At 52.5% G+C, this 18539-nt stretch carries 18 protein-coding genes; all 18 read left to right on the top strand.

Annotated elements, in window-relative coordinates; genetic code table 11:
• Positions 1 to 63 precede the first annotated feature (63 nt).
• The 18 genes from HCR03_RS05715 to HCR03_RS05630 all read left to right on the top strand — a co-directional run bounded on the left by HCR03_RS05715 (position 64) and on the right by HCR03_RS05630 (position 18518).
• A complete protein-coding gene (locus HCR03_RS05715; RefSeq protein ID WP_187037065.1) occupies positions 64 to 1395 on the top strand; it encodes an ABC transporter substrate-binding protein in 1332 nt (443 codons plus the stop codon).
• Between the two features lie 117 nt (positions 1396 to 1512).
• Positions 1513 to 2367 carry a carbohydrate ABC transporter permease gene (locus HCR03_RS05710; protein ID WP_407926838.1) on the top strand — a complete coding sequence of 285 codons (855 nt, stop codon included), beginning with the start codon at positions 1513 to 1515 and terminating at the stop codon, positions 2365 to 2367.
• 163 nt (positions 2368 to 2530) lie between these two features.
• On the top strand, positions 2531 to 3346 hold the full coding sequence (locus HCR03_RS05705; protein ID WP_228725117.1) for a carbohydrate ABC transporter permease: 816 nt from the start codon (positions 2531 to 2533) through the stop codon (positions 3344 to 3346).
• A 29-nt stretch (positions 3347 to 3375) separates the two neighbouring features.
• On the top strand, positions 3376 to 4131 hold the full coding sequence (locus tag HCR03_RS05700) for a response regulator transcription factor (RefSeq protein ID WP_066648159.1): 756 nt from the start codon (positions 3376 to 3378) through the stop codon (positions 4129 to 4131).
• 83 nt (positions 4132 to 4214) lie between these two features.
• The gene (gene nagB / locus HCR03_RS05695; protein ID WP_066648156.1) at positions 4215 to 4955 is read left to right on the top strand and encodes a glucosamine-6-phosphate deaminase; all 741 of its coding nucleotides are present in this window, start codon (positions 4215 to 4217) and stop codon (positions 4953 to 4955) included.
• 15 nt (positions 4956 to 4970) lie between these two features.
• Entirely contained in the window at positions 4971 to 6098 is a 1128-nt protein-coding gene (gene nagA, locus HCR03_RS05690) for an N-acetylglucosamine-6-phosphate deacetylase (RefSeq protein WP_066648153.1), read from the top strand.
• Positions 6099 to 6512: 414 nt separating this feature from the next.
• Positions 6513 to 8561: an NAD(P)/FAD-dependent oxidoreductase gene (locus HCR03_RS05685; RefSeq protein ID WP_156990867.1), complete on the top strand. Its 2049-nt coding sequence runs from the start codon at positions 6513 to 6515 to the stop codon at positions 8559 to 8561.
• Positions 8554 to 9573 carry a polyprenyl synthetase family protein gene (locus tag HCR03_RS05680; protein ID WP_187037061.1) on the top strand — a complete coding sequence of 340 codons (1020 nt, stop codon included), beginning with the start codon at positions 8554 to 8556 and terminating at the stop codon, positions 9571 to 9573. Before HCR03_RS05685 ends, HCR03_RS05680 begins: the two co-directional genes overlap by 8 nt.
• A gap of 74 nt (positions 9574 to 9647) precedes the next feature.
• Positions 9648 to 10037 (top strand): NusG domain II-containing protein, encoded by a 390-nt coding sequence (locus HCR03_RS05675; RefSeq protein WP_066648133.1) that lies wholly within the window; start codon positions 9648 to 9650, stop codon positions 10035 to 10037.
• A gap of 8 nt (positions 10038 to 10045) precedes the next feature.
• Positions 10046 to 10603, top strand: a complete 558-nt coding sequence (locus tag HCR03_RS05670) for a Gx transporter family protein (RefSeq protein WP_228725116.1) — start codon at positions 10046 to 10048, stop codon at positions 10601 to 10603.
• 34 nt (positions 10604 to 10637) lie between these two features.
• Entirely contained in the window at positions 10638 to 11708 is a 1071-nt protein-coding gene (locus HCR03_RS05665) for a hypothetical protein (RefSeq protein WP_187037059.1), read from the top strand.
• A 67-nt stretch (positions 11709 to 11775) separates the two neighbouring features.
• Positions 11776 to 12819 carry an FAD:protein FMN transferase gene (locus HCR03_RS05660; RefSeq protein ID WP_330601125.1) on the top strand — a complete coding sequence of 348 codons (1044 nt, stop codon included), beginning with the start codon at positions 11776 to 11778 and terminating at the stop codon, positions 12817 to 12819.
• A gap of 69 nt (positions 12820 to 12888) precedes the next feature.
• On the top strand, positions 12889 to 14529 hold the full coding sequence (locus HCR03_RS05655) for a menaquinone biosynthesis decarboxylase (RefSeq protein WP_187038023.1): 1641 nt from the start codon (positions 12889 to 12891) through the stop codon (positions 14527 to 14529).
• Positions 14516 to 15385: a UbiA-like polyprenyltransferase gene (locus HCR03_RS05650; RefSeq protein ID WP_187037054.1), complete on the top strand. Its 870-nt coding sequence runs from the start codon at positions 14516 to 14518 to the stop codon at positions 15383 to 15385. The genes HCR03_RS05655 and HCR03_RS05650 overlap by 14 nt, the downstream gene beginning before the upstream one ends.
• A 12-nt stretch (positions 15386 to 15397) precedes the next feature.
• Complete coding sequence (locus HCR03_RS05645) at positions 15398 to 15997, top strand: UbiX family flavin prenyltransferase (RefSeq protein ID WP_187037052.1); 600 nt, start codon at positions 15398 to 15400, stop codon at positions 15995 to 15997.
• Positions 15981 to 16976, top strand: a complete 996-nt coding sequence (locus HCR03_RS05640) for an ABC transporter substrate-binding protein (protein WP_187037050.1) — start codon at positions 15981 to 15983, stop codon at positions 16974 to 16976. Before HCR03_RS05645 ends, HCR03_RS05640 begins: the two co-directional genes overlap by 17 nt.
• A 10-nt stretch (positions 16977 to 16986) precedes the next feature.
• Positions 16987 to 17763 (top strand): ABC transporter ATP-binding protein, encoded by a 777-nt coding sequence (locus tag HCR03_RS05635; RefSeq protein ID WP_187037048.1) that lies wholly within the window; start codon positions 16987 to 16989, stop codon positions 17761 to 17763.
• Entirely contained in the window at positions 17760 to 18518 is a 759-nt protein-coding gene (locus tag HCR03_RS05630; protein WP_187037046.1) for an ABC transporter permease, read from the top strand. Before HCR03_RS05635 ends, HCR03_RS05630 begins: the two co-directional genes overlap by 4 nt.
• Positions 18519 to 18539 lie beyond the last annotated feature (21 nt).

Below are 18539 nucleotides of genomic sequence, written 5' to 3'. Positions count from 1 at the left end.
AGAAGAGTATCATAAAAAGCGAAAGAATGGTTCTGGCGCTATCAAAAATAGGGAGGTTTCATTATGAAAATCAAAAAAGCAGCAGCGCTCGTGCTTGCCGTATCCCTGTGCGGCACGATGTTCGGCTGCCAAAACTCTTCTCAGCCCGCGGTGTCGTCCCAGGCCGCTTCCGCGCAATCCGCGCAGGTTTCCTCCACGGCCGCTCAGCCGGTAGAAATCACGGTTGTCACCTCGTACGGCGGCGACGACGGCAACCGCGGCAACTATGAAGCCGCGGTAAAGGATTACGAAAAGGCGACCGGCAATACGGTGAAAGACGCCTCCGGCACATCCAACGAAGAGTGGAAAGCAAAAATCATGGCCGACTTTGAAACCGGCGCGGAGCCGGACGTTCTCTTTTACTTCAACGGCGTCGACTCCAACAAGCTGGTTCAGGGCGGAAAAGTTGTCGGCGTGGACGAGATCCGCCAAACGTATCCGGAGTATGCCGGCAATATGAAAGACGAGCTTCTGGGCGCTTCCCCGGTTGACGGCAAGAATTATTCCGTTCCGGTCAACGGATACTGGGAAGGATTGTACGTTAACAAAAAGGTTCTCTCGGACTGCGGCGTTTCCGTTCCGGATTCCAATTACACATGGGATCAGTTTCTGAAAGACTGCGAAGCCATCAAGGCGAAGGGATATACGCCGATCGCATGCTCGCTTCAGGAGGTTCCGCATTATTGGTTTGAATACACGATTTTTAACCACGACACTATTGCAACCCACGCCAAGGTTCCCGCATCTTCCACGGATGAGCGCGGAAAAGCATGGGTTGACGGGATGAACGACATGAAAACCCTTTATGAAAAAGGATATTTCCCGAAAAATACATTGACTGCCACCGACGCGGAGACGTTTCAGCTGATGGCGGACGACAAAGCCGCGTTTGCCATCGACGGTTCCTGGAAGATCGGCTGGTTCCAGCAGAACGCGAAAGACATCAAAGATTTTGCCGTTACCTACGTACCTGCTGAAAATGAGAGAAAAGCGACCGATCTCATCGGCGGAATTTCCATGGGCTATTATATTACCAAAAAGGCATGGAGCGACCCGGCCAAGCAAAAGGCATGCGTTCAGTTTGTCGAGGCGATGACTGCGGACGATGTGGTCGCAAAATTCGGCGCGACCAATGTGACCGCGCTCAAGAATCCGATGCCTACCCCGGACGGAGCGGACGCCCTTGTTCAGTCCGCTCTTCAGATGGTCAACGGGAAAACGGGGCTCGCGCCCGCCGCGCAGGATAATCTGAATCAGGCCGCCCGCACCGCGCTGTTTGCCGGAATCAAGGATATTGTTGCCGGAAAGCAGGACGCGGGCAAGGTCATTGACCAAAGCTTGGCAATCAAGGGTTAAGACAAGGCCGTTTCCCGAAAATTACAGAAAAAACCGGAGAGTGCGCGTCGTCTCTCCGGTTTTTCTAAAGAAAGCGATGATGGTATGACTTCGATGGTTTACAGAAGGAAAGGGCCGTTGGTTATTTTTCTGGTTCCCGCGTTTCTGTTTATGGGGCTGTTTCTCTACTATCCATTTGTCATGAATGTCTACAACAGCTTTTGCAGCATTGACGGCCTTGGCACCGCTGCGGCGGGGATGAATCAGCCGTGGTACGAAAATTATAAAAAGCTGTTTCAGGATCCCATGATGGCGACAGCGGTTAAAAATACGCTGCTGCTGATGGTATTGACGATCATTTTTCAGGTCGGCGTCGCGCTGCTTCTCGCGCTGATGGTCGACCATATCAGAGCGGGCACCCAATTCTTCCGCACCGTGTACTTTTTTCCGATTGTCATCTCCGCAACTGCGCTGGGACTGCTTTTTAATCTGATCTTTCTCTACGACGGGGGCATGGTCAACCAGCTGCTTCAAATGCTCGGCTCAACCGAAGTGATAGACTGGAAGGACGAAACCCATTTTCTGTTTACCATGACGCTGCCCGTGATGTGGCAGTATGTCGGTTTCTATTTTGTCATCCTTGTCACGGGGCTGAACAACATTTCCGAAGAGCTTTACGAGGCCGCCGAGATTGACGGAGCCGGGAAGCTGCAGCAAGTGCGCTACATCACGCTGCCCCTGCTGCACAATGTGCTTTGCACCTGCCTGATTTTGGCAATTACCGGGGCGCTGAAGGTGTTCGATCTTCCCTGGGTTATGATGGGAGAGGGAATTCCCATGAACCTGTCCTGGCTGACGGGTACCTATATGTATCATCAGACCTTTACGATGGGAGACGTGGATTACGGTTCCGCAATCGCCATCGTGATTGTAGTGCTCGGCGTAGTGATTGCACAGGCTGCGAACAAAATATTCAAAGAAAAGGATTATTAGCGATGATTCGACAGAAATACCGTCCGGAGATTTTTCTGAATTGCCGCATTACCTTATGCGCAGCGAAAGGATTGGTCATCAGATGCAAACAGCAGATTCTGTTTCCTTAGAAAAATTTAAAAGTCCGGGCAGGCGGTTTGGCCCGGGAAAACTGTTTCTATATTTGCTTCTTTCATTTTGGGCTCTGACAACGATTTATCCGTTTTTCTGGGTGATTTTGAATTCGTTCCGGCTGAAAGGACTCATCCGTTCCGATTCCTTTTCCATCCCGTTTGGCAACAGCTTTACGCTGGATAATTATAAAACCGCTTTTGAGAGAGTGGATATCCTCAGCGCCTATAAGAACAGCATGGTGATTTCCACTGCGGTTACCGTCGCGGTTCTTCTGCTGGCGGGACTCGCAGCCTACGGAATGGCGCGCTACCGGTTCAATGGCAGGAGCATTTTGTATTCTCTGGTAATTGCCAGCATGATGTTTCCCGTTTTTTCAACGGTGATTCCGGTGTTTCGGATGATGTTCGGCTGGCACATCGTCAACACCGACCATCTGTTTCTTTCCCAGCTCAGCGTGATTCTGCCGCAGATAGCGGGGAATCTTTCCTTTGCCATGATCGTTCTGACCGGATTTATCCGCTCGCTGCCCATCAACCTGGAGGAGGCGGCTTACCTGGAAGGCTGCAGTACTTATCAGATATTCTTTAAAATTATTCTTCCCATTGCAAAACCTTCCTTCGTTACCGTTGCTATATTTACATTCCTATGGTCCTATAACGACCTGTTCACCCAGATGTTCTTTTTGCGGTATAAGGATACCTTTACCATTACCCGTCTGCTGAGCGAGATCACCTCGATTGCGGGCGTCAACTACGGACTGATGGCGGCGGCCGTTGTTCTGGTCGTGGTGCCGGTTTTGGCCGTATACGTCATTTTACAAAAGAATATTATCAGGGGACTGACCGTTGGAGCCATCAAGGGCTGAACATCTTTTTGCGTACCGGAGGCGGCTTGATGTACAAAGTGATTTTGATCGACGATGAAACGATCATTGTGGAGGGCCTGAAAAAGGTTGTCGACTGGACCGCGTTTGACTGCGAGGTAGTTGCGACCGCGTCGGACGCGCGGCAGGGCGCGGTCGCGGTCAGACAATACCGCCCGGATATTCTTTTTACCGATATCAAAATGCCGGACATGGACGGCCTTACCATGCTTGCCGGACTGAAAAGCGAATTCCCCCGGATGCAGATTACGGTGCTGACCGGCTACAGGGATTTTGAATACGCAAAAAGGGCAATCAACCTCGGTGTTACCCGCTTTTTGCTGAAGCCCTCCAGGATGCACGAGCTGGAGGAAGCCCTTCGGATTATGACGAAAAACCTCAGCGGAAACACTGCTTCTCCGCGCGAAGCGGGAATCGGCGAAGAACGCCCGGAAGAGAGCCCCGCCGGGAACCTGATCGTCCGCAGCGCCGTGGAGTATATCCGGGTGCATTACGCGGAGAAGCTCACCCTGACCGTGCTCGCCGAAAAAACATATGTCAGTCCATGGTATCTCAGTAAACTTCTGAACCGGTACACCGGGGAAAGCTTCAGCAGCCTTTTAAACAATACGAGGATTGAAAAGGCAAAAGAGCTTCTGAAAGATCCTTCTTTCAAAATCCATGAGATTTCCGAAATGCTGGGTTTTAACGATGTCACGCATTTTTCAAGAATCTTTAAAAAAACAATTCAAATGTCGCCGCTGGAATATCGAAATTCATATCAATAGAAGCTTAACCGCTTTGCATTTGTGTGGTATGATAAAAAAGGATAATCGGACTACAAAATTGGGAAAAGAAAGGAAATCGGACGATGAAATTAATTGAGGCAAAGGATTATCAGGGGATGAGCCGCAAGGCCGCGAACATCATTTCGGCTCAGGTGATTCTCTTTCCGAGAAGTGTTCTGGGTCTTGCGACGGGGTCGACTCCGCTGGGCATTTATCGTCAGCTGGTTGACTGGTACGAAAAAGGGGACGTCGATTTCGGGGAAATCCACAGTGTAAATTTGGATGAGTACTGCGGGCTTTCTCCGGAAAACCCGCAGAGCTACCGCTATTATATGAATCAAAACTTTTTCGGGCATGTCAATATAAAACCGGAAAACACGGCGGTTCCAAACGGGATGGCGGAAGACTTTGAAACGGAATGCAAAAAATATGACAGGCATATCGCGGAGCTTGGAGGAATCGACCTTCAGCTGCTCGGCGTCGGGGAAACCGGTCACATCGGATTTAACGAGCCGGACCAGAGCTTTGACAAAATGACGCACCGGGCGGCGCTCAGGGAAGAAACCATTCAGGCGAATTCCCGCTTTTTCCAGAGCATGGAGGAAGTCCCGAGGTATGCGCTTACGATGGGAATCAAGGCGATCATGCAGGCGAAAAAAATCCTTTTGGTGGTCAGCGGCGCAAATAAGGCCGATATTCTTGAAAAGGCTCTGTTTGGCCCGGTGACCCCTGGAATTCCGGCTTCGATTCTTCAGCTTCATCCGGACGTGACGGTGGTTGCGGATCAGGACGCAATGTCGGCTGTTCACAGCAGACGCCGGTGAAAGGATAGAAAACATATGTTGTTGAAAAACGCAGAGGTGTTTAATCAGGATTTCGATCTGGTTCAAACCGATCTTTCCATTCATGAGGACAGGATCGCTGAAATCGCGCCCTGCCTTTCCGGAGAAGAAACCGTCGATCTGAGCGGCTGCATTGTTACGCCGGGGTTTGTGGATATTCATATCCACGGCTGTGCGGGCGCCGACACCTGCGACGGCACTCGCGGGGCGATCGAAACAATGGCAAAACATCTGATTACAAAGGGCGTTACGTCATTTTGCCCCACGACGATGACGGTTGCGATGACCCAAATCCGATCCGCGCTTTCCGTCGTCAGGGACTGCATGGAACATCCCGTCGAGGGGGCGCGCGTGTGCGGGGTTAATATGGAAGGTCCCTACATTTCCGCGCATAGAAAGGGCGCGCAGGACGAAAGCTACGTGCGAACGCCGGACTGGAGGGAGTTCGAGGAGCTTTTCCGGGACTGCGGCGGCATCATCAAGCTTGTCGATATTGCTCCGGAACAGGAAAACGCGGATGACTTTATCGAACATGCCGCAAAATTGTGCACGGTATCTATGGCGCATACCGACGCGGACTATGACCGGGCCAAAGCCGCTTTTGAACAGGGAATCACGCACGTAACCCATCTGTATAATGCCATGACCGGACTCAACCACCGCACGCCGGGCGCGGTGGGGGCGGTCTTCGACAATTCTGACGTGAAGGCTGAAATCATTTGCGACGGGTTTCATATTCATCCGGCTGTGCTGCGGCTTTCGTTCCGCCTTCTGGGAGAAGACAGAACGGTGATTGTCAGCGATTCCCTTCGCGCGGCGGGACTCGCGGACGGCCTTTATGACCTGGGCGGACAGCAGGTTTTCGTGAAAGACGGCAGAGCCAGACTGGCTGACGGCACGATCGCGGGTTCCACCACCAACCTTTTGGATGAAATCAGGAATCTGGTCCGGTTCGGACTGCCGCTCCGACAGATCATAAAGTCCGCGACGATTAATCCTGCCGCCGCGATCGGGATGGACGACCGGATCGGCAGTATTAAAACAGGAAAATCTGCCGACCTCGTTGTACTGAACCGGGATTTCACCATCAGGAAAGTGATGGTGGGCGGCAAGTTTGTGTTTTAGCCGACGTTTTCAAAAAATTTTTTTCAGTTCATTTGAGACGGTGCCGGATTCTGTACTGCCGGTTTTACGGGTGGTTTACAGAATCCGGTCCGCCGTCTTTTCTTTCGGGAAACGGCATGCCGGCGGGAATTTATTAAATTATGAATGTTTTCAGCAACAAATGCGAACGATAACCTTATCTAAATTTTATCATGCGGAATTGAGACAAATCATTTTGTCAGGTAAAATTCGCTCTTTTCTTTCTGCCTTGACTTTTTTTTTGATGAATCATATAATTACTATCTGTTTGGTGTACTCTGAATGTTGTCTGCTCTCCCTTGTTAATTTTTTCTCATATGGACAGCAAATTCATCAGGCAGCTCCGACCCTTTTTTGTTTATGTTCGTTACCGCTTTTTTCTGAGAGAGGATCGTTATGGGGAAAAAAATTGTTGTTGTCGGTGCCGGCTATTCGGGATTGCTTACCGCTAAGAAACTGGGTAAAAAGCTGAAGAAACTCGATGATGTTTCAATCACCATCATCGATAGGAACCCATTCCATACTATGCTCACGGAGCTGCACGAGGTGGCTGCCGGCAGAGTGGATGAAGACAGTATTAAAATCAGTCTGAAAAAAGTATTTGCCGGAAGACAAGTCGACGTTAAACTGGATACCGTTCAGGAGATCGATTTTGAGAAAAAAACGGTTCGCGGCTCTGTGGAAACTTATGATTACGATTTCCTTGTGCTTGCGGCAGGCTCAAAACCCACTTTCTTCGGTGTGAACGGCGCCGCGGAATACGCTTACACGCTGTGGTCCTACGATGACGCGGTGCGTCTGAAAAATCATATTGAGGACTGCTTCCGCATGGCTTCGCGCGAAACCGACTTGGCGGAGAAAAACCGGCTTTTAACTTTTTATGTGGTTGGCGCCGGTTTCTCCGGTGTGGAAATGGTTGGGGAGCTGGCGGAATATATTCCGGTTCTCTGCGATAAATTTGAAATTGGCCGCGACGAGGTCAGAGTCTGGAATGTCGATGTTCTGCCGCGCCCGGTGCCGAATCTTCCGGAAAAGCTTTCGGATAAAATTGCAAGACGCCTTCAAAAAATGCATGTCGGGCTAATGATGAATACGGGCGTTGTAAGCATTGGAGAAGGCTTTATTGAATATAAGACCGGCGAAAAAGTTACCCGCGCGACGGCGGGAACGGTGATTTGGACTGCGGGGATTGAAAGCTCGCAGATTACCGAGGAAGCCGGTAAAACGCTGAAATCGGCAAGGCGCGGGCGCATTGAAACGGACCGTTACCTTCGGTCGGTCGACAACGACAGCGTATTTGTTGTGGGGGATAATATTTTATATACTCCGGAAGGGGAACAGGCTCCTGTTCCCCAGCTGGTTGAAAACTGCGAACAGAGCTCCGGCGTTGCGGCGAACAATCTTGTTTGCGCCATGACGGGAACAGGGGAAATGATCCCGTACCGTCCGAAATTCCACGGGGTGATGGTCAGTGTGGGCGGCCGCTACGGCGTGGCCCGGGTCGGCACGCAGAACCGCCAAATGAACCTGCCGTCCTTCTTTGCCATGTTTGTCAAGCATTTCATCAATGTGGTTTATTTTATTCAGGTGCTTGGCTGGAATAAGGTTTTCAGCTATTTGAAACATGAATTCTTTACCATCCGCCATGACCGCAGCTTTTTGGGAGGACACTTTTCCAATAAAACACCCAGCTTCCTTCTGCTTCCGCTTCGCGTTTGGCTCGGCCTTGCATGGCTCTTTGAGGGCGTCATGAAAGTTGTGGAGGGCTGGATGACCTCCGCGCAGCTTTCCGGCTTTTTCGGCGGGGCTGACAGCTGGTACCAGACCATTTTGAACGGCGGGCAGGCGTCTCCGGATGCAACGAGCAGCGCGACGACGGCCGCCGCGCACGGCACGGTTCTGACGGTAATGAACCTGGCATCACAGGCGGCGGACGCCGTCTCTTCGGCGACCGTGCAGGCGGGCGATGCCGCGGGGCAGGCCGCGTCAGCCGTCGGTCAGGTTTTGCTCAACTTCAACTTCCTCGGCCTGTTTCAGGTGATCTTTGTCAGCGGCAAGGCTCTTGCCCAGTCGACTTTTAGCGACCTGGCGTTCAAGCTGGACGTGCCGCTGATGAACTGGTTTGTGGACAAGGTGATCCTGCCGAGCCAGAACGTTCAGATCTTTATGCAGGGCTTTATCGTAATCGCCGAGATTCTGATCGGCCTTTCGCTGATCGGCGGGCTGTTCACGACGCTTTCTTCCGGCTTCTCTCTGATTTTACAAGTGATGTTTGTCTGCACCACCGGATTGTACCTGAATACGTTCTGGATGATATTCGCGGCGGTCGCGGTGCTGATCGGCGGAGGAAGGACCCTTGGACTTGATTACTATGCGATGCCCTACCTGAAAAAGCATTGGAAAAACGTCGGATTTGCAAGAAAGTACTATATTTACCATGATTAATCAAGATACTGTGGAACTGATTCCAATCGACGGCGCGGCGGAACGCGTCAGGCAGGAAATGGAAACAGCGATGTCCGGCTCACCGTCCTCCGTGCGCGAATACATGCGTTACCTGTCCGGTTCGCACGGAAAGTTTATTCGGGCGCTCTCCGTACTGTCCTGCGCGGATAACGGAGAAGGCTTTGTTCCCCCGGATGCCGTTCGTCTTGCCGCGGCGGTCGAAATTCTTCATCTCGCAACTCTGGTGCATGACGATGTGATCGACGAAGCCGACCTTCGCCGCGGGGCGGTGACGCTGCAGAAAAAATATGGGAAACATACGGCGGTGGTCTGCGGCGACTACTTATTCTGCCTTGCGCTGAGGCAGGTATCGCTTGTGGAAGACCGGAAGGATTATCTGGACCTTGAGTTCCCTGATTACATGGGGCGTGTCTGTCTTGGGGAACTGTACGAAACGCAGAACCACTTTAATTTCGACTTAACCGTGAGCCGGTATCTGCGAATCATTGACGGAAAAACGGCCGCTTTGTTTGAAGCGTCTTTCTATGCCGGCGCGCTTGTGAGCAGGCAGCCCAAGAAGGAACTGAAAAAATACAAAAAACTCGGCAGGTATGCCGGCATGATTTTTCAGCTGACGGACGACTGCATCGATTTTGAAGCGCCCGAACAGCTGGCCCAAAAGCCTGTGCAGTCGGATTATGAGCAGGGCGTTGTAACTCTTCCGTTGATTTTTACATTTCATCAGGATGCTTCCTGTAAGAAAAAAGCGGAGGAACATTGCCTGACCCACTCGGAAATCGATTCCGCCGTCCGATGCGAGGGTGGTTTAAAATATACTCACGGGATATCTGAAAAGTATTATAACAAAGCGTTGAAAATTCTTGCATCTCTTGACGCAGCTCAGAAAAAAAAGGACAGGCTGAAATCCATTTTGGACAAGGCTTTCCGTGGATTGCAGCCGGAGTCCCATTCATCTTTTGCAGCCCTTTCATGCGGTCCTGTGGAGAAATAAGCCGTTCTCATGATGACGGCGTTCTTTCGGGGCATACTTAGTTTTGGGGCCGCCGGTTTTATGCGGAGTTTCATATGAAATTTATCAAAAAGACGGATTTTTTCATTCTTTTAGCCGTTTTGGTTCTTTGTGCCGGCGGCTGGCTGTTTTATCAGCAGGAATACGGTACCGCGGCGGCCGTCGCCCAAATTTATTATAAATCCGAATTGGTGGAAACCGTCGATCTTACAAAAGGGGTTGACCGCAGGTTCTCGATTCCGCAGAATAAAAATGTGGTGTTTCATCAGTTCAGCGACGGAAGCATTTGCTTTGAGGAATCCAACTGTCCGGATAAAATCTGCATCAAGGCCGGCAGACTGCGGACAGTCGGTCAAAGCGCGGCCTGTCTTCCAAACCAGATCATTCTGAAAATCGTACCGAAAAACGGCAGAAATGCAAACGACCCGGATCTTGTGATTGGTTAGGTGTGATTATGCTGAATCAGGAAAAACGGCAAACCGATCAAAAAGCCAATCGCTGGATGGATTCCGGTTCCATCAGAAGAATGGTTGTTACCGCGCTGCTTTTTGCCGCGGCGATGGTAATGACCGTAGTCGAATATCAGATTCCGATTCCTATGCCGGTTCCGGGAATAAAACTGGGGCTTTCCAACATCGTTGTGATGTATTCCCTGTTTTTTTTAAAGAAGAAGGATGCCCTGACCCTTGCGGTGCTGAAATCGATGTTTGTCTTTTTGACCCGGGGGGCGGTCGCGGCTTTTTTAAGCTTTTGCGGAGGCCTTCTCTCTATTCTTGCAATGATTGTCTGCATGGCGGTTTTCAAAGAAAAAATATCCTATTTAATGATCAGCATTGTGGGCGCTGTGATGCATAACCTGGGGCAGATCGCGGCGGTATCGCTTTTATATACCAATCTTCTGCTGTGGACTTATTTTCCCGTCCTGCTGATATCCGGTTTGATTGCCGGCGCCGCAACGTCCACGCTTTTAAGGATTACTCTGCCCGCTTTAAAAAGGCTGGGCTTGAAGTAATAGATGGGCCAGACACTATTTTTGGAGGGACAATATGAAAAAATCGATTTCATTCCTGCTGACTGCAGCGCTTACGGTGACCGCGTTCACGGGCTGCAGTTCAAACGCCGGCTCCAGTTCTTCGGCTTCTTCCGCCCAGAACAGTTCCGCACCCGCGTCGTCTTCGGCGACGGCCGCCGGTTCGGTCAAAACAGGCGTTGCCGTGATTTCTTCTGTCGCGAAAAGCACCGCGGTCAAAGATGGAAAAGGCGTGGCGGAAGGTGATTCCACCATTGTCGCCGTAACGGTGGACGGCAGCGGAAAGATCGTCAAATGTGTGATCGATGCGGTTCAGTCCAAGATCAATTTTTCCGATCAGGGTAAAATTCTTGATAAAACCGACGCCGCGGTGAAGTCTAAAGATGAGCTTGGCGCGGACTACGGCCTTGGCAAAGTTTCTAAAATCAAAAAGGACTGGAACGAACAGGCACAGGCATTTGCGGATTATGTAAAAGGCAAGACGGTCGAGGAGATCAAAGGCATTGCGGTCGATTCGGAGGGCCACGCGACCGGAACGGAACTGACTTCTTCCGTTACAATTTCCATCGGTGATTTTGTCGATGCGATTGAACAGGCTGTCGCAAACGCGCAGGACCTTGGCGCGAAAGCGAACGATAAGCTCGGCCTCGGCATCGTGACGTCGCTGTCCAGCAGTGCGGACGCAACGGCGGATCAGGAAGGCAAAGCGGAAGCTTCTTCCCAGATCAGCGCGGTGACGTTCGGCTCCGACGGTAAAATCACAAGCTGTGTCAACGACGCGGTTCAGCCGACCGTCAGCTTTGACGTTTCCGGCAAAATCACAACCGACCTGAGCAAGGAAGTGGAATCCAAGGATGCTCTGAAAGAATCCTACGGGATGAAAAAGGCTTCCAAGATCGGCAAGGAATGGTATCAGCAGGCCGCTTCCTTCGCGCAGTACGTCAAAGGAAAGACCGTGGACGAAGTCAAGGGGATCAAGGTGAATGAAAGCGGGGAACCCACCGATCAGGAGCTGACCGCTTCTGTCACATTTGGCGTTTCGGATTTCATTGCCAATATCGAAGAGGCTTCGAAGAACGCGAAATAATTCAAAACTTTTAAACTTTTCAGGAGGCAGATTTGTTCTGCCTCCATCTTTTTGAGGTGTGGAATTGGTGAAAAAAGCGGCTGCGATTCTCCTGATCCTTCTGTTTGCGCTGTCTGCGTCGGGTTGTGGAAAAAACGAAAAAACCCGGTACGACGCCCAGTTCCTCCAGCTTTTTGATACGAAGTCGGAGCTGGTGGCTTATATGGACAGCAAAGAAGAATTTACAGACTTTTCGAACCTGATTTATAATAATTTAAAGGAATATGACCACCTTTATGATATTTACAACAATTACCCGGGAATCAATAACTTAAAGACAATCAACGACAACGCGGGGAAGAAACCCGTTAGGGTCGACAAGCGGATTATCGGCCTTTTGCAGCTGGCCAGAAAAGAGGACGAGGCCACCAACGGTTCCTGCAACGTGGCGTTCGGGGCGGTGCTGCGCCTCTGGCACCAATACCGGGAGGACGGGATTAACGACCCGGAGCACGCGCAGCTGCCGCCCATGGAAGAACTGAAAGAAGCCTCAAAGCACACGGATATCAATCAGGTGATCATCGATGAAAAAGCCTCGACCGTTTATCTCAAAGATCCCGAAATGAGCCTCGATGTGGGCGCGGTCGCAAAGGGCTACGCCACCGAGCAGGTCGCCGAGCTGGCGGAAAAAGCCGGTTATACCTCCGCGCTGCTCAGCATCGGCGGGAACGTAAGGGCCATTGGAGAAAAGGGAATCAATCACGAGCTTTGGAACGTGGGAATACAGAACCCGGATCTCGGGTCCGAAAAAACATCCCTGACCACGGTGCTGCTCCGGGAACAGTCCCTTGTCACAAGCGGAATTTATGAACGGTATTACACAGTGAACGGAAAGAACTATCATCATATCATCGACCCAAAAACACTGATGCCGTCTGCTTACTATAAATCGGTTTCCATTATAACCAGAGATTCGGGCGTTGCGGACGCGCTTTCGACCGCTCTGTTCAATATGCCGCCGGCGCAGGGGATGACCTATATCGAGAGCCTTTCCGGCACGGAAGCGCTTTGGGTGATGCCGGATGGGCGGATTCAATACAGCAGCCATTTTCATGACTTGGAGAAATCCTGAACGGAGGGTGCGAAGTTGGGACTTGATTTGCAAAGCTTTATTGCGCTGCTTCGGGAACAGAATGAATTGATGGAAATTGAAGTCCCCGTTTCGCCTGTGCTTGAAATGACGGAAATCGCGGACCGCGTCGGCAAGGCGGGCGGGCCGGCTCTGCTGTTCCGGAATCCGGAGGGATCGTGCTGCCCGGTTTTGATGAACGCGTTCGGCAGCATGAAGCGGATGGGGCTTGCCCTTGGTACGGATTCCCTGGAAGACGTGGCAAAGCAGATTGAGGAATACCTGGATTTTTCAGAATACTGTTCCGTTGCCGGCTTAATCCGGAGTATCCCGCGTCTGCTGCGGTTGATTTCTGTTTTCCCCCGGCATGTAAGGTCGCGCGGAATTTGCCAGCAAGTCGTCGAACGGGAACCGGACCTATCGAAGCTCCCGGTTCTGAAATGCTGGCCGCAGGATGCCGGCCGCTTTTTTACGCTCCCGCTTGTATTCACCAGGGACCGGCAGACCGGACGTCAGAATATGGGGATGTACCGGATGCAGGTTCTGGACAAAACCAGCACGGCCATGCACTGGCACCGGCACAAGGACGGCAGGCTGAATTTCTCCGGATATCTGGAGGCGGGCGAGAAAATGCCCGTTTCCGTCGCGCTGGGGTGCGACCCCGCCGTTACCTATGCCGCGACCGCTCCGCTGCCGAAAGAGATCGATGAAATCATGTTCGCCGGTTGGCTGAGACGGAAACGGATTCGGATGGTGCGCTGTGTTACAAATGACCTCTTCGTACCGGCGGACGCCGAATTCGTGCTGGAGGGTTTTGTCGATCCGCGGGAGGAGCTTGTCCGGGAAGGTCCGTTCGGGGACCATACGGGGTATTATTCTCTGGCCGATATGTACCCGAAGTTTCACGTCACCTGCGTGACGCACAGAAGAAATCCGGTTTATCCCGCGACCGTGGTGGGCAGGCCGCCGATGGAGGACTGCTTTCTGGCGAAGGCGACGGAACGCATCTTTCTGCCGCTGCTGCGGATGCAGATCCCGGAACTTTGCGACCTCAATCTTCCGCTGGAAGGCGTTTTTCACAACTGTGCAATCGTATCGGTAAAGGCGCGTTTCCCCGGCGCCGCCCACAAGGTAATGAACGCTCTGTGGGGCATGGGGCAGATGATGTACACAAAGCTGATTATCGCGGTAAATGAATCCGTGGATGTTCAGAATCTTTCCGCCGTCCGCGGCGCCGTGCTGAGCGCGGTGCGCGGAAAGGAGCAGCTGGTTTTCTGCGACGGTCCGCTTGACGCGCTGGACCATTCTTCGGCAAAACCTTTGTACGGGTGCCGGCTCGGCGTTGACGCGACCTCCGATTTGCCCCATCCACCGGCGCCGGAAGACTCTTTCCGCGTTCTGGCAGTACACAAGGAGCGCCCGTTTCAGGGCGGTGAAACGTTGAAACAGGAGCTGAAAACCAGCCCCGAACGGTTTTTAATCGCGGTGGACGATACGGTCAATACGCGCGACCTGTCCGAAGTATTCTGGAAGGTGTTCAACAATATCGACGCGCGCAGGGATCTGGTGCTTTTCCGGGAAAAAATCGGGATCGACGCAACGAAAAAATGGCGGGAAGAGGGGCAGACCCGCGACTGGCCCGACGATATTGTCATGTCGGGAGAGATGAAAAAGCGGGTGGATGAAAGGTGGAACGAGTATGGTTTTTCATAAAATCGCCGAAAAAATAAAGGCTTACGGAAAGCTGGTAATGTTTTCTCACACTATTTTTTCCTTCAGCTTTGCTCTGGTCTCCATGGTTTTGGCCGCGAGAGGGCTGCCCTCCTTGTCCACGGTGTTCTGGATCGTTGTGTGTTTCCTCGGCGCGCGCACGGGAGCGAACGCGATCAACCGCGTGATCGACGCGAAAATCGACGCCGGAAATCCACGCACGGCCAATCGGCAGATCCCAAAGGGAGAAATGAAAAAGGGCGAGGTCGTCGCCTTTACCGCGTTCTGCTTTTTTCTCATGCTGCTTGGGGCCTATCAGCTTAACTGGCTGTGCTTTGCGCTTTCTCCGGTCGCGCTGTTTCTGCTGATTATCTATTCCTATACCAAACGGTTTACTTTTCTGTGCCATTTAATTCTGGGCGTTACCTGCGCCTGCGCGCCGATCGGCGCGTGGCTGGCGGTTACGGGAAAATTTTCGCTGATTCCCCTCGTCATGGGATGCGCCAATACGCTGTGGGTTGCCGGCTTCGACATCATCTATGGGTCGCAGGATTATGAATTTGACAAAGCGAACGGGCTGCATTCCATCCCTGTGACGTTCGGTGTGAAATACGCGCTTCTCATCGCCATGATGTTTCATATCGTGACGCTGCTTTGTCTGGTCGTGATTGGCATACTGACCCCGCAGTTCGGCGTATTCTATGATATTGGACTGGGAATTATCACGGTCCTGTTCCTCGCGGAATACCGCATGGTATCACCGGACAATCTGACCCATGTCAACATCGCTTCCTACAGCGTAAACCAGCTGGTGAGCCTGACATTGCTGTTTTTCGGACTTCTGGACGCGTTTTTTTAGGGGGCTGAGAAAATGAAGAAACTGATCATCGGTCTGACGGGCGCGAGCGGAAGCGCCTATTTTCTGCGATTGGTAGATGCCTTGAGCCATCGGGAGCTGGAACTGCATCTGGTTGCCACCGAACACGGGACTCAGATATTGGAGTATGAAACGGGGGTCAGATTGGAGGAAAGGCTGGTCCTGTGGCGGCAGGGACCGGCAAAAATCATTGAGGAAGACAACCAAAATCTGTTTTCTCCCGTCGCGAGCGGGTCGTTTCAATGCGACGGCATGCTGATCCTCCCGTGTTCGATGTCCGCCGCCGCGCAGATTTCCGCGGGAATTTCCGAAACGCTGCTGACCCGCGCGGCGGACGTGATGATCAAGGAGAAACGCCCGCTGGTGCTGGTTCCCCGGGAAACGCCGCTTTCTCCGGTTCATCTGAAAAATCTCTATCGTCTGTCCAAACTGGGCGTTACGATTCTGCCGGCCATGCCGGGATTCTACAATCGCCCGCAGTCCGTAGACGATCTGATCGATTTTGTTGCAGGAAAAGCCATGGACAGCCTTGGATTGCAGAACGACTATTACCGGCGCTGGGAAGGGAAGGAAAAGAATGAAGAAAAAGATTAGACGATTGGCGGCCCTGCTGGCTTTTGCGATGGTGTTTTCTCTGGCGGCGTGTTCTTCCGGCGGCGCGGGGACTTCGTCCGGGCAATCCCCCGCGCAAGCTTCATCTGCAAAGGCGTCCTCCCAGGGGGAAAAGCCGGTGATCCGGCTCGGCATGATGTCTTCCTCGGATGTGATTCCGTTTGCGCTGATCAACCGGAATAAGCTGGACGAAAAATACGGGTTTACGCTGGATCTGCAGGTTTTCACTTCCGCAAAGGACCGCGACGCGGCTTTGCAGGCCGGCGAAATCGACGGCGTGCTGACGGATTATGTCGGGGTCTGCATGTACCGGAACGCGGGTCTTGACGTGAGAATTACCGGGATTACGGATGGAGATTATCTGCTGCTGGCCGGCAAAAGCACCGGGATCGAAAATCTCAGTCAGATCAAGGGGAAGAGCATTGCGATTTCTCAGAACACACTGATTGAATACGCACTGGACCGGATTCTGGAGAAAAACCGGATGCAGCCGGCGGATGTCGAGAAGGAAGTGGTTTCCCGCATACCGGACCGGCTGGAGCTGCTGAGGAATAATAAGATCGACCTCGTCCTTCTTCCGGAGCCGTTCGCGACGCTCGCGCTGGACGACGGCGCGGTTGAACTGAGCAGCGCGAACACCATCGGGCTTTATCCCGCTGTTTCCGCCTTTACGGGGAAAGTGCTGGAAAAAGAGGGCCGGGCAATCCGGAATTTATACCGGGCATATAACGAGGCTGTCGATTATATGAACAGCACTGACCTGAGCGAATATGAGAGTACGGTGATCGATGCGGTCGGTTATCCAAAGGAAATGAACGGGAAAATAAAGCTCAAAAAATTTCGCCGGAGCAAGCTGCCGCCGAAAGAGGACGTGGAGGATGCAATTCAATGGGCAAGCACCAAGGGATTGTGCAAGTCCGATTTAAGCTATGACAGCATGATCGACGACGTTGCCTCGTGAGAAAGACGTGATGAACCGCGTGTTATCGGTGGACCGGCTCTGTGTCGGCTACCGCACCAAAAAGGCAAACATCCCGGTCGTTCGGGACCTTTCCTTTTGCATGGAATCGGAACGGGTGCTGGCGATTCTGGGCCCGTCGGGCTGCGGAAAATCAACCCTGATCGGCTCTCTCGCGGGAACGGTCGCAATCGAAAGCGGCACGGTGACCGTGTTTGAAAACGGGAACCCGGAACCCCTGAGCCCGAAAACGCATCGCATTGGGGTGATTCCCCAAAATCTGGGCCTGCTCCCCTGGAAGACTGTGAGAGACAACTGTCTGCTTCCGCTCCGCCTGCGCCGCGAACCGGTGACGGAAGAACGCCGGAAGGAAATCCGGGAAATCTGGCAGGCGCTTGATTTGATGCCGCTTTTGGACCGGTACCCCACTCAACTGAGCGGCGGGCAGGCGCAGCGCGCCGCGGTCGCAAGGGCTTTTATTCTCAGGCCGGATCTGCTGCTGATGGACGAACCGTTTTCCGCTTTGGATGAGATCACCCGGCAGGACGCGCGCGAGCTTTTCCTGAGTCTGTGGAAACGCCGCCCGGCCGTGGCGGTACTGGTGACGCACAGTATTGAGGAAGCTCTTTATCTTGGCCACTCCGTCTTTGTCATGGGGAAAAGAGAAGGGAAAATCCTGTTAAAAACGAAAAATCCTTTTTTCGGCGTTTCCGATCCCCGGCAGCCGGAGTACCGGCAAATCAGGCGGCTTCTGCGCGACCGGCTCAGGCCGGATGAGGAGGACGAGTGAAACGGCTTCGTAAGCGATGCAGAACCTTTCTGGAAGGATTTCTGCTGATCAATCTGATCTGGCTCACGGCACATTTTCTGTTCCATATCACGGTGATTCCCAACCCGATCGATGTTTACCGGAACTCCGGAACCCTGATCGCCGACCGGATCGGAATTCACATCCTGTACAGTTTATGGCGCATTGCGGCGGGACTGGTGCTCTCCCTGCTGGTCGGGGTGCCCGTCGGAATGCTGATGGGCTATTCCGCCCGGGCGAACAGAATTCTGTATCCGCTGATTTATTTCAGCTATCCGATTCCGAAAACGGCGCTGCTGCCGGTTGCGATGCTGTTGTGGGGAATGCGCGACGGCTCTAAAATCGCGATTATTTTTCTGATTATCGTGTTTCAGATTATTGTGTCCGTGCGCGACGGTATCGGTCAGATCGACCCGGTCATGTATCTTGTCACCGTCAGCGCGGGAGCCACCCGCGCGCAAATCGTACGGCATGTCGCGCTGCCTGCGATCCTGCCGGAGCTTTTGACCAGCGTCCGCATTTCCCTTGGGACTGCGCTTTCCATTCTGTTTTTTGTCGAAGGATACGGCACAAAATACGGAATGGGATATTATATTCTGGACGCGTGGTCCAGAATCGATTATACCGGCATGTACCTTGGAATTCTGGTTATCTCCGTCATTGGTTTCGCTCTTCTCGCCGGCGTCGATCTTTTGTCCGACCGACTGTGTGTGTGGAGCCGAAAGCAGCAGGAATAAGACAGGGCGGCCGAAGCAATG

It is taken from the genome of Caproicibacter fermentans, from assembly GCF_014303955.1.
In the GTDB taxonomy this organism is placed as follows: domain Bacteria; phylum Bacillota; class Clostridia; order Oscillospirales; family Acutalibacteraceae; genus Caproicibacter; species Caproicibacter fermentans.
Note: the sequence above shows the minus strand (reverse complement) of the source record. Positions and strands in the feature narration are given on the sequence as shown.

Excerpts from the sequence above, each read along its gene's own strand:
- HCR03_RS05645 (WP_187037052.1), top strand. The coding sequence starts at position 15,398 with ATGAAGAAACTGATCATCGGTCTGACGGGCGCGAGCGGAAGCGCCTAT.
- HCR03_RS05635 (WP_187037048.1), top strand. The coding sequence starts at position 16,987 with ATGAACCGCGTGTTATCGGTGGACCGGCTCTGTGTCGGCTACCGCACC.
- HCR03_RS05680 (WP_187037061.1), top strand. The coding sequence starts at position 8,554 with ATGATTAATCAAGATACTGTGGAACTGATTCCAATCGACGGCGCGGCG.
- HCR03_RS05640 (WP_187037050.1), top strand. The coding sequence starts at position 15,981 with ATGAAGAAAAAGATTAGACGATTGGCGGCCCTGCTGGCTTTTGCGATG.
- HCR03_RS05665 (WP_187037059.1), top strand. The coding sequence starts at position 10,638 with ATGAAAAAATCGATTTCATTCCTGCTGACTGCAGCGCTTACGGTGACC.
- HCR03_RS05655 (WP_187038023.1), top strand. The coding sequence starts at position 12,889 with ATGGAAATTGAAGTCCCCGTTTCGCCTGTGCTTGAAATGACGGAAATC.
- HCR03_RS05700 (WP_066648159.1), top strand. The coding sequence starts at position 3,376 with ATGTACAAAGTGATTTTGATCGACGATGAAACGATCATTGTGGAGGGC.
- HCR03_RS05670 (WP_228725116.1), top strand. The coding sequence starts at position 10,046 with ATGCTGAATCAGGAAAAACGGCAAACCGATCAAAAAGCCAATCGCTGG.
- HCR03_RS05715 (WP_187037065.1), top strand. The coding sequence starts at position 64 with ATGAAAATCAAAAAAGCAGCAGCGCTCGTGCTTGCCGTATCCCTGTGC.
- nagA (WP_066648153.1), top strand. The coding sequence starts at position 4,971 with ATGTTGTTGAAAAACGCAGAGGTGTTTAATCAGGATTTCGATCTGGTT.
- HCR03_RS05675 (WP_066648133.1), top strand. The coding sequence starts at position 9,648 with ATGAAATTTATCAAAAAGACGGATTTTTTCATTCTTTTAGCCGTTTTG.
- HCR03_RS05685 (WP_156990867.1), top strand. The coding sequence starts at position 6,513 with ATGGGGAAAAAAATTGTTGTTGTCGGTGCCGGCTATTCGGGATTGCTT.
- HCR03_RS05650 (WP_187037054.1), top strand. The coding sequence starts at position 14,516 with ATGGTTTTTCATAAAATCGCCGAAAAAATAAAGGCTTACGGAAAGCTG.
- nagB (WP_066648156.1), top strand. The coding sequence starts at position 4,215 with ATGAAATTAATTGAGGCAAAGGATTATCAGGGGATGAGCCGCAAGGCC.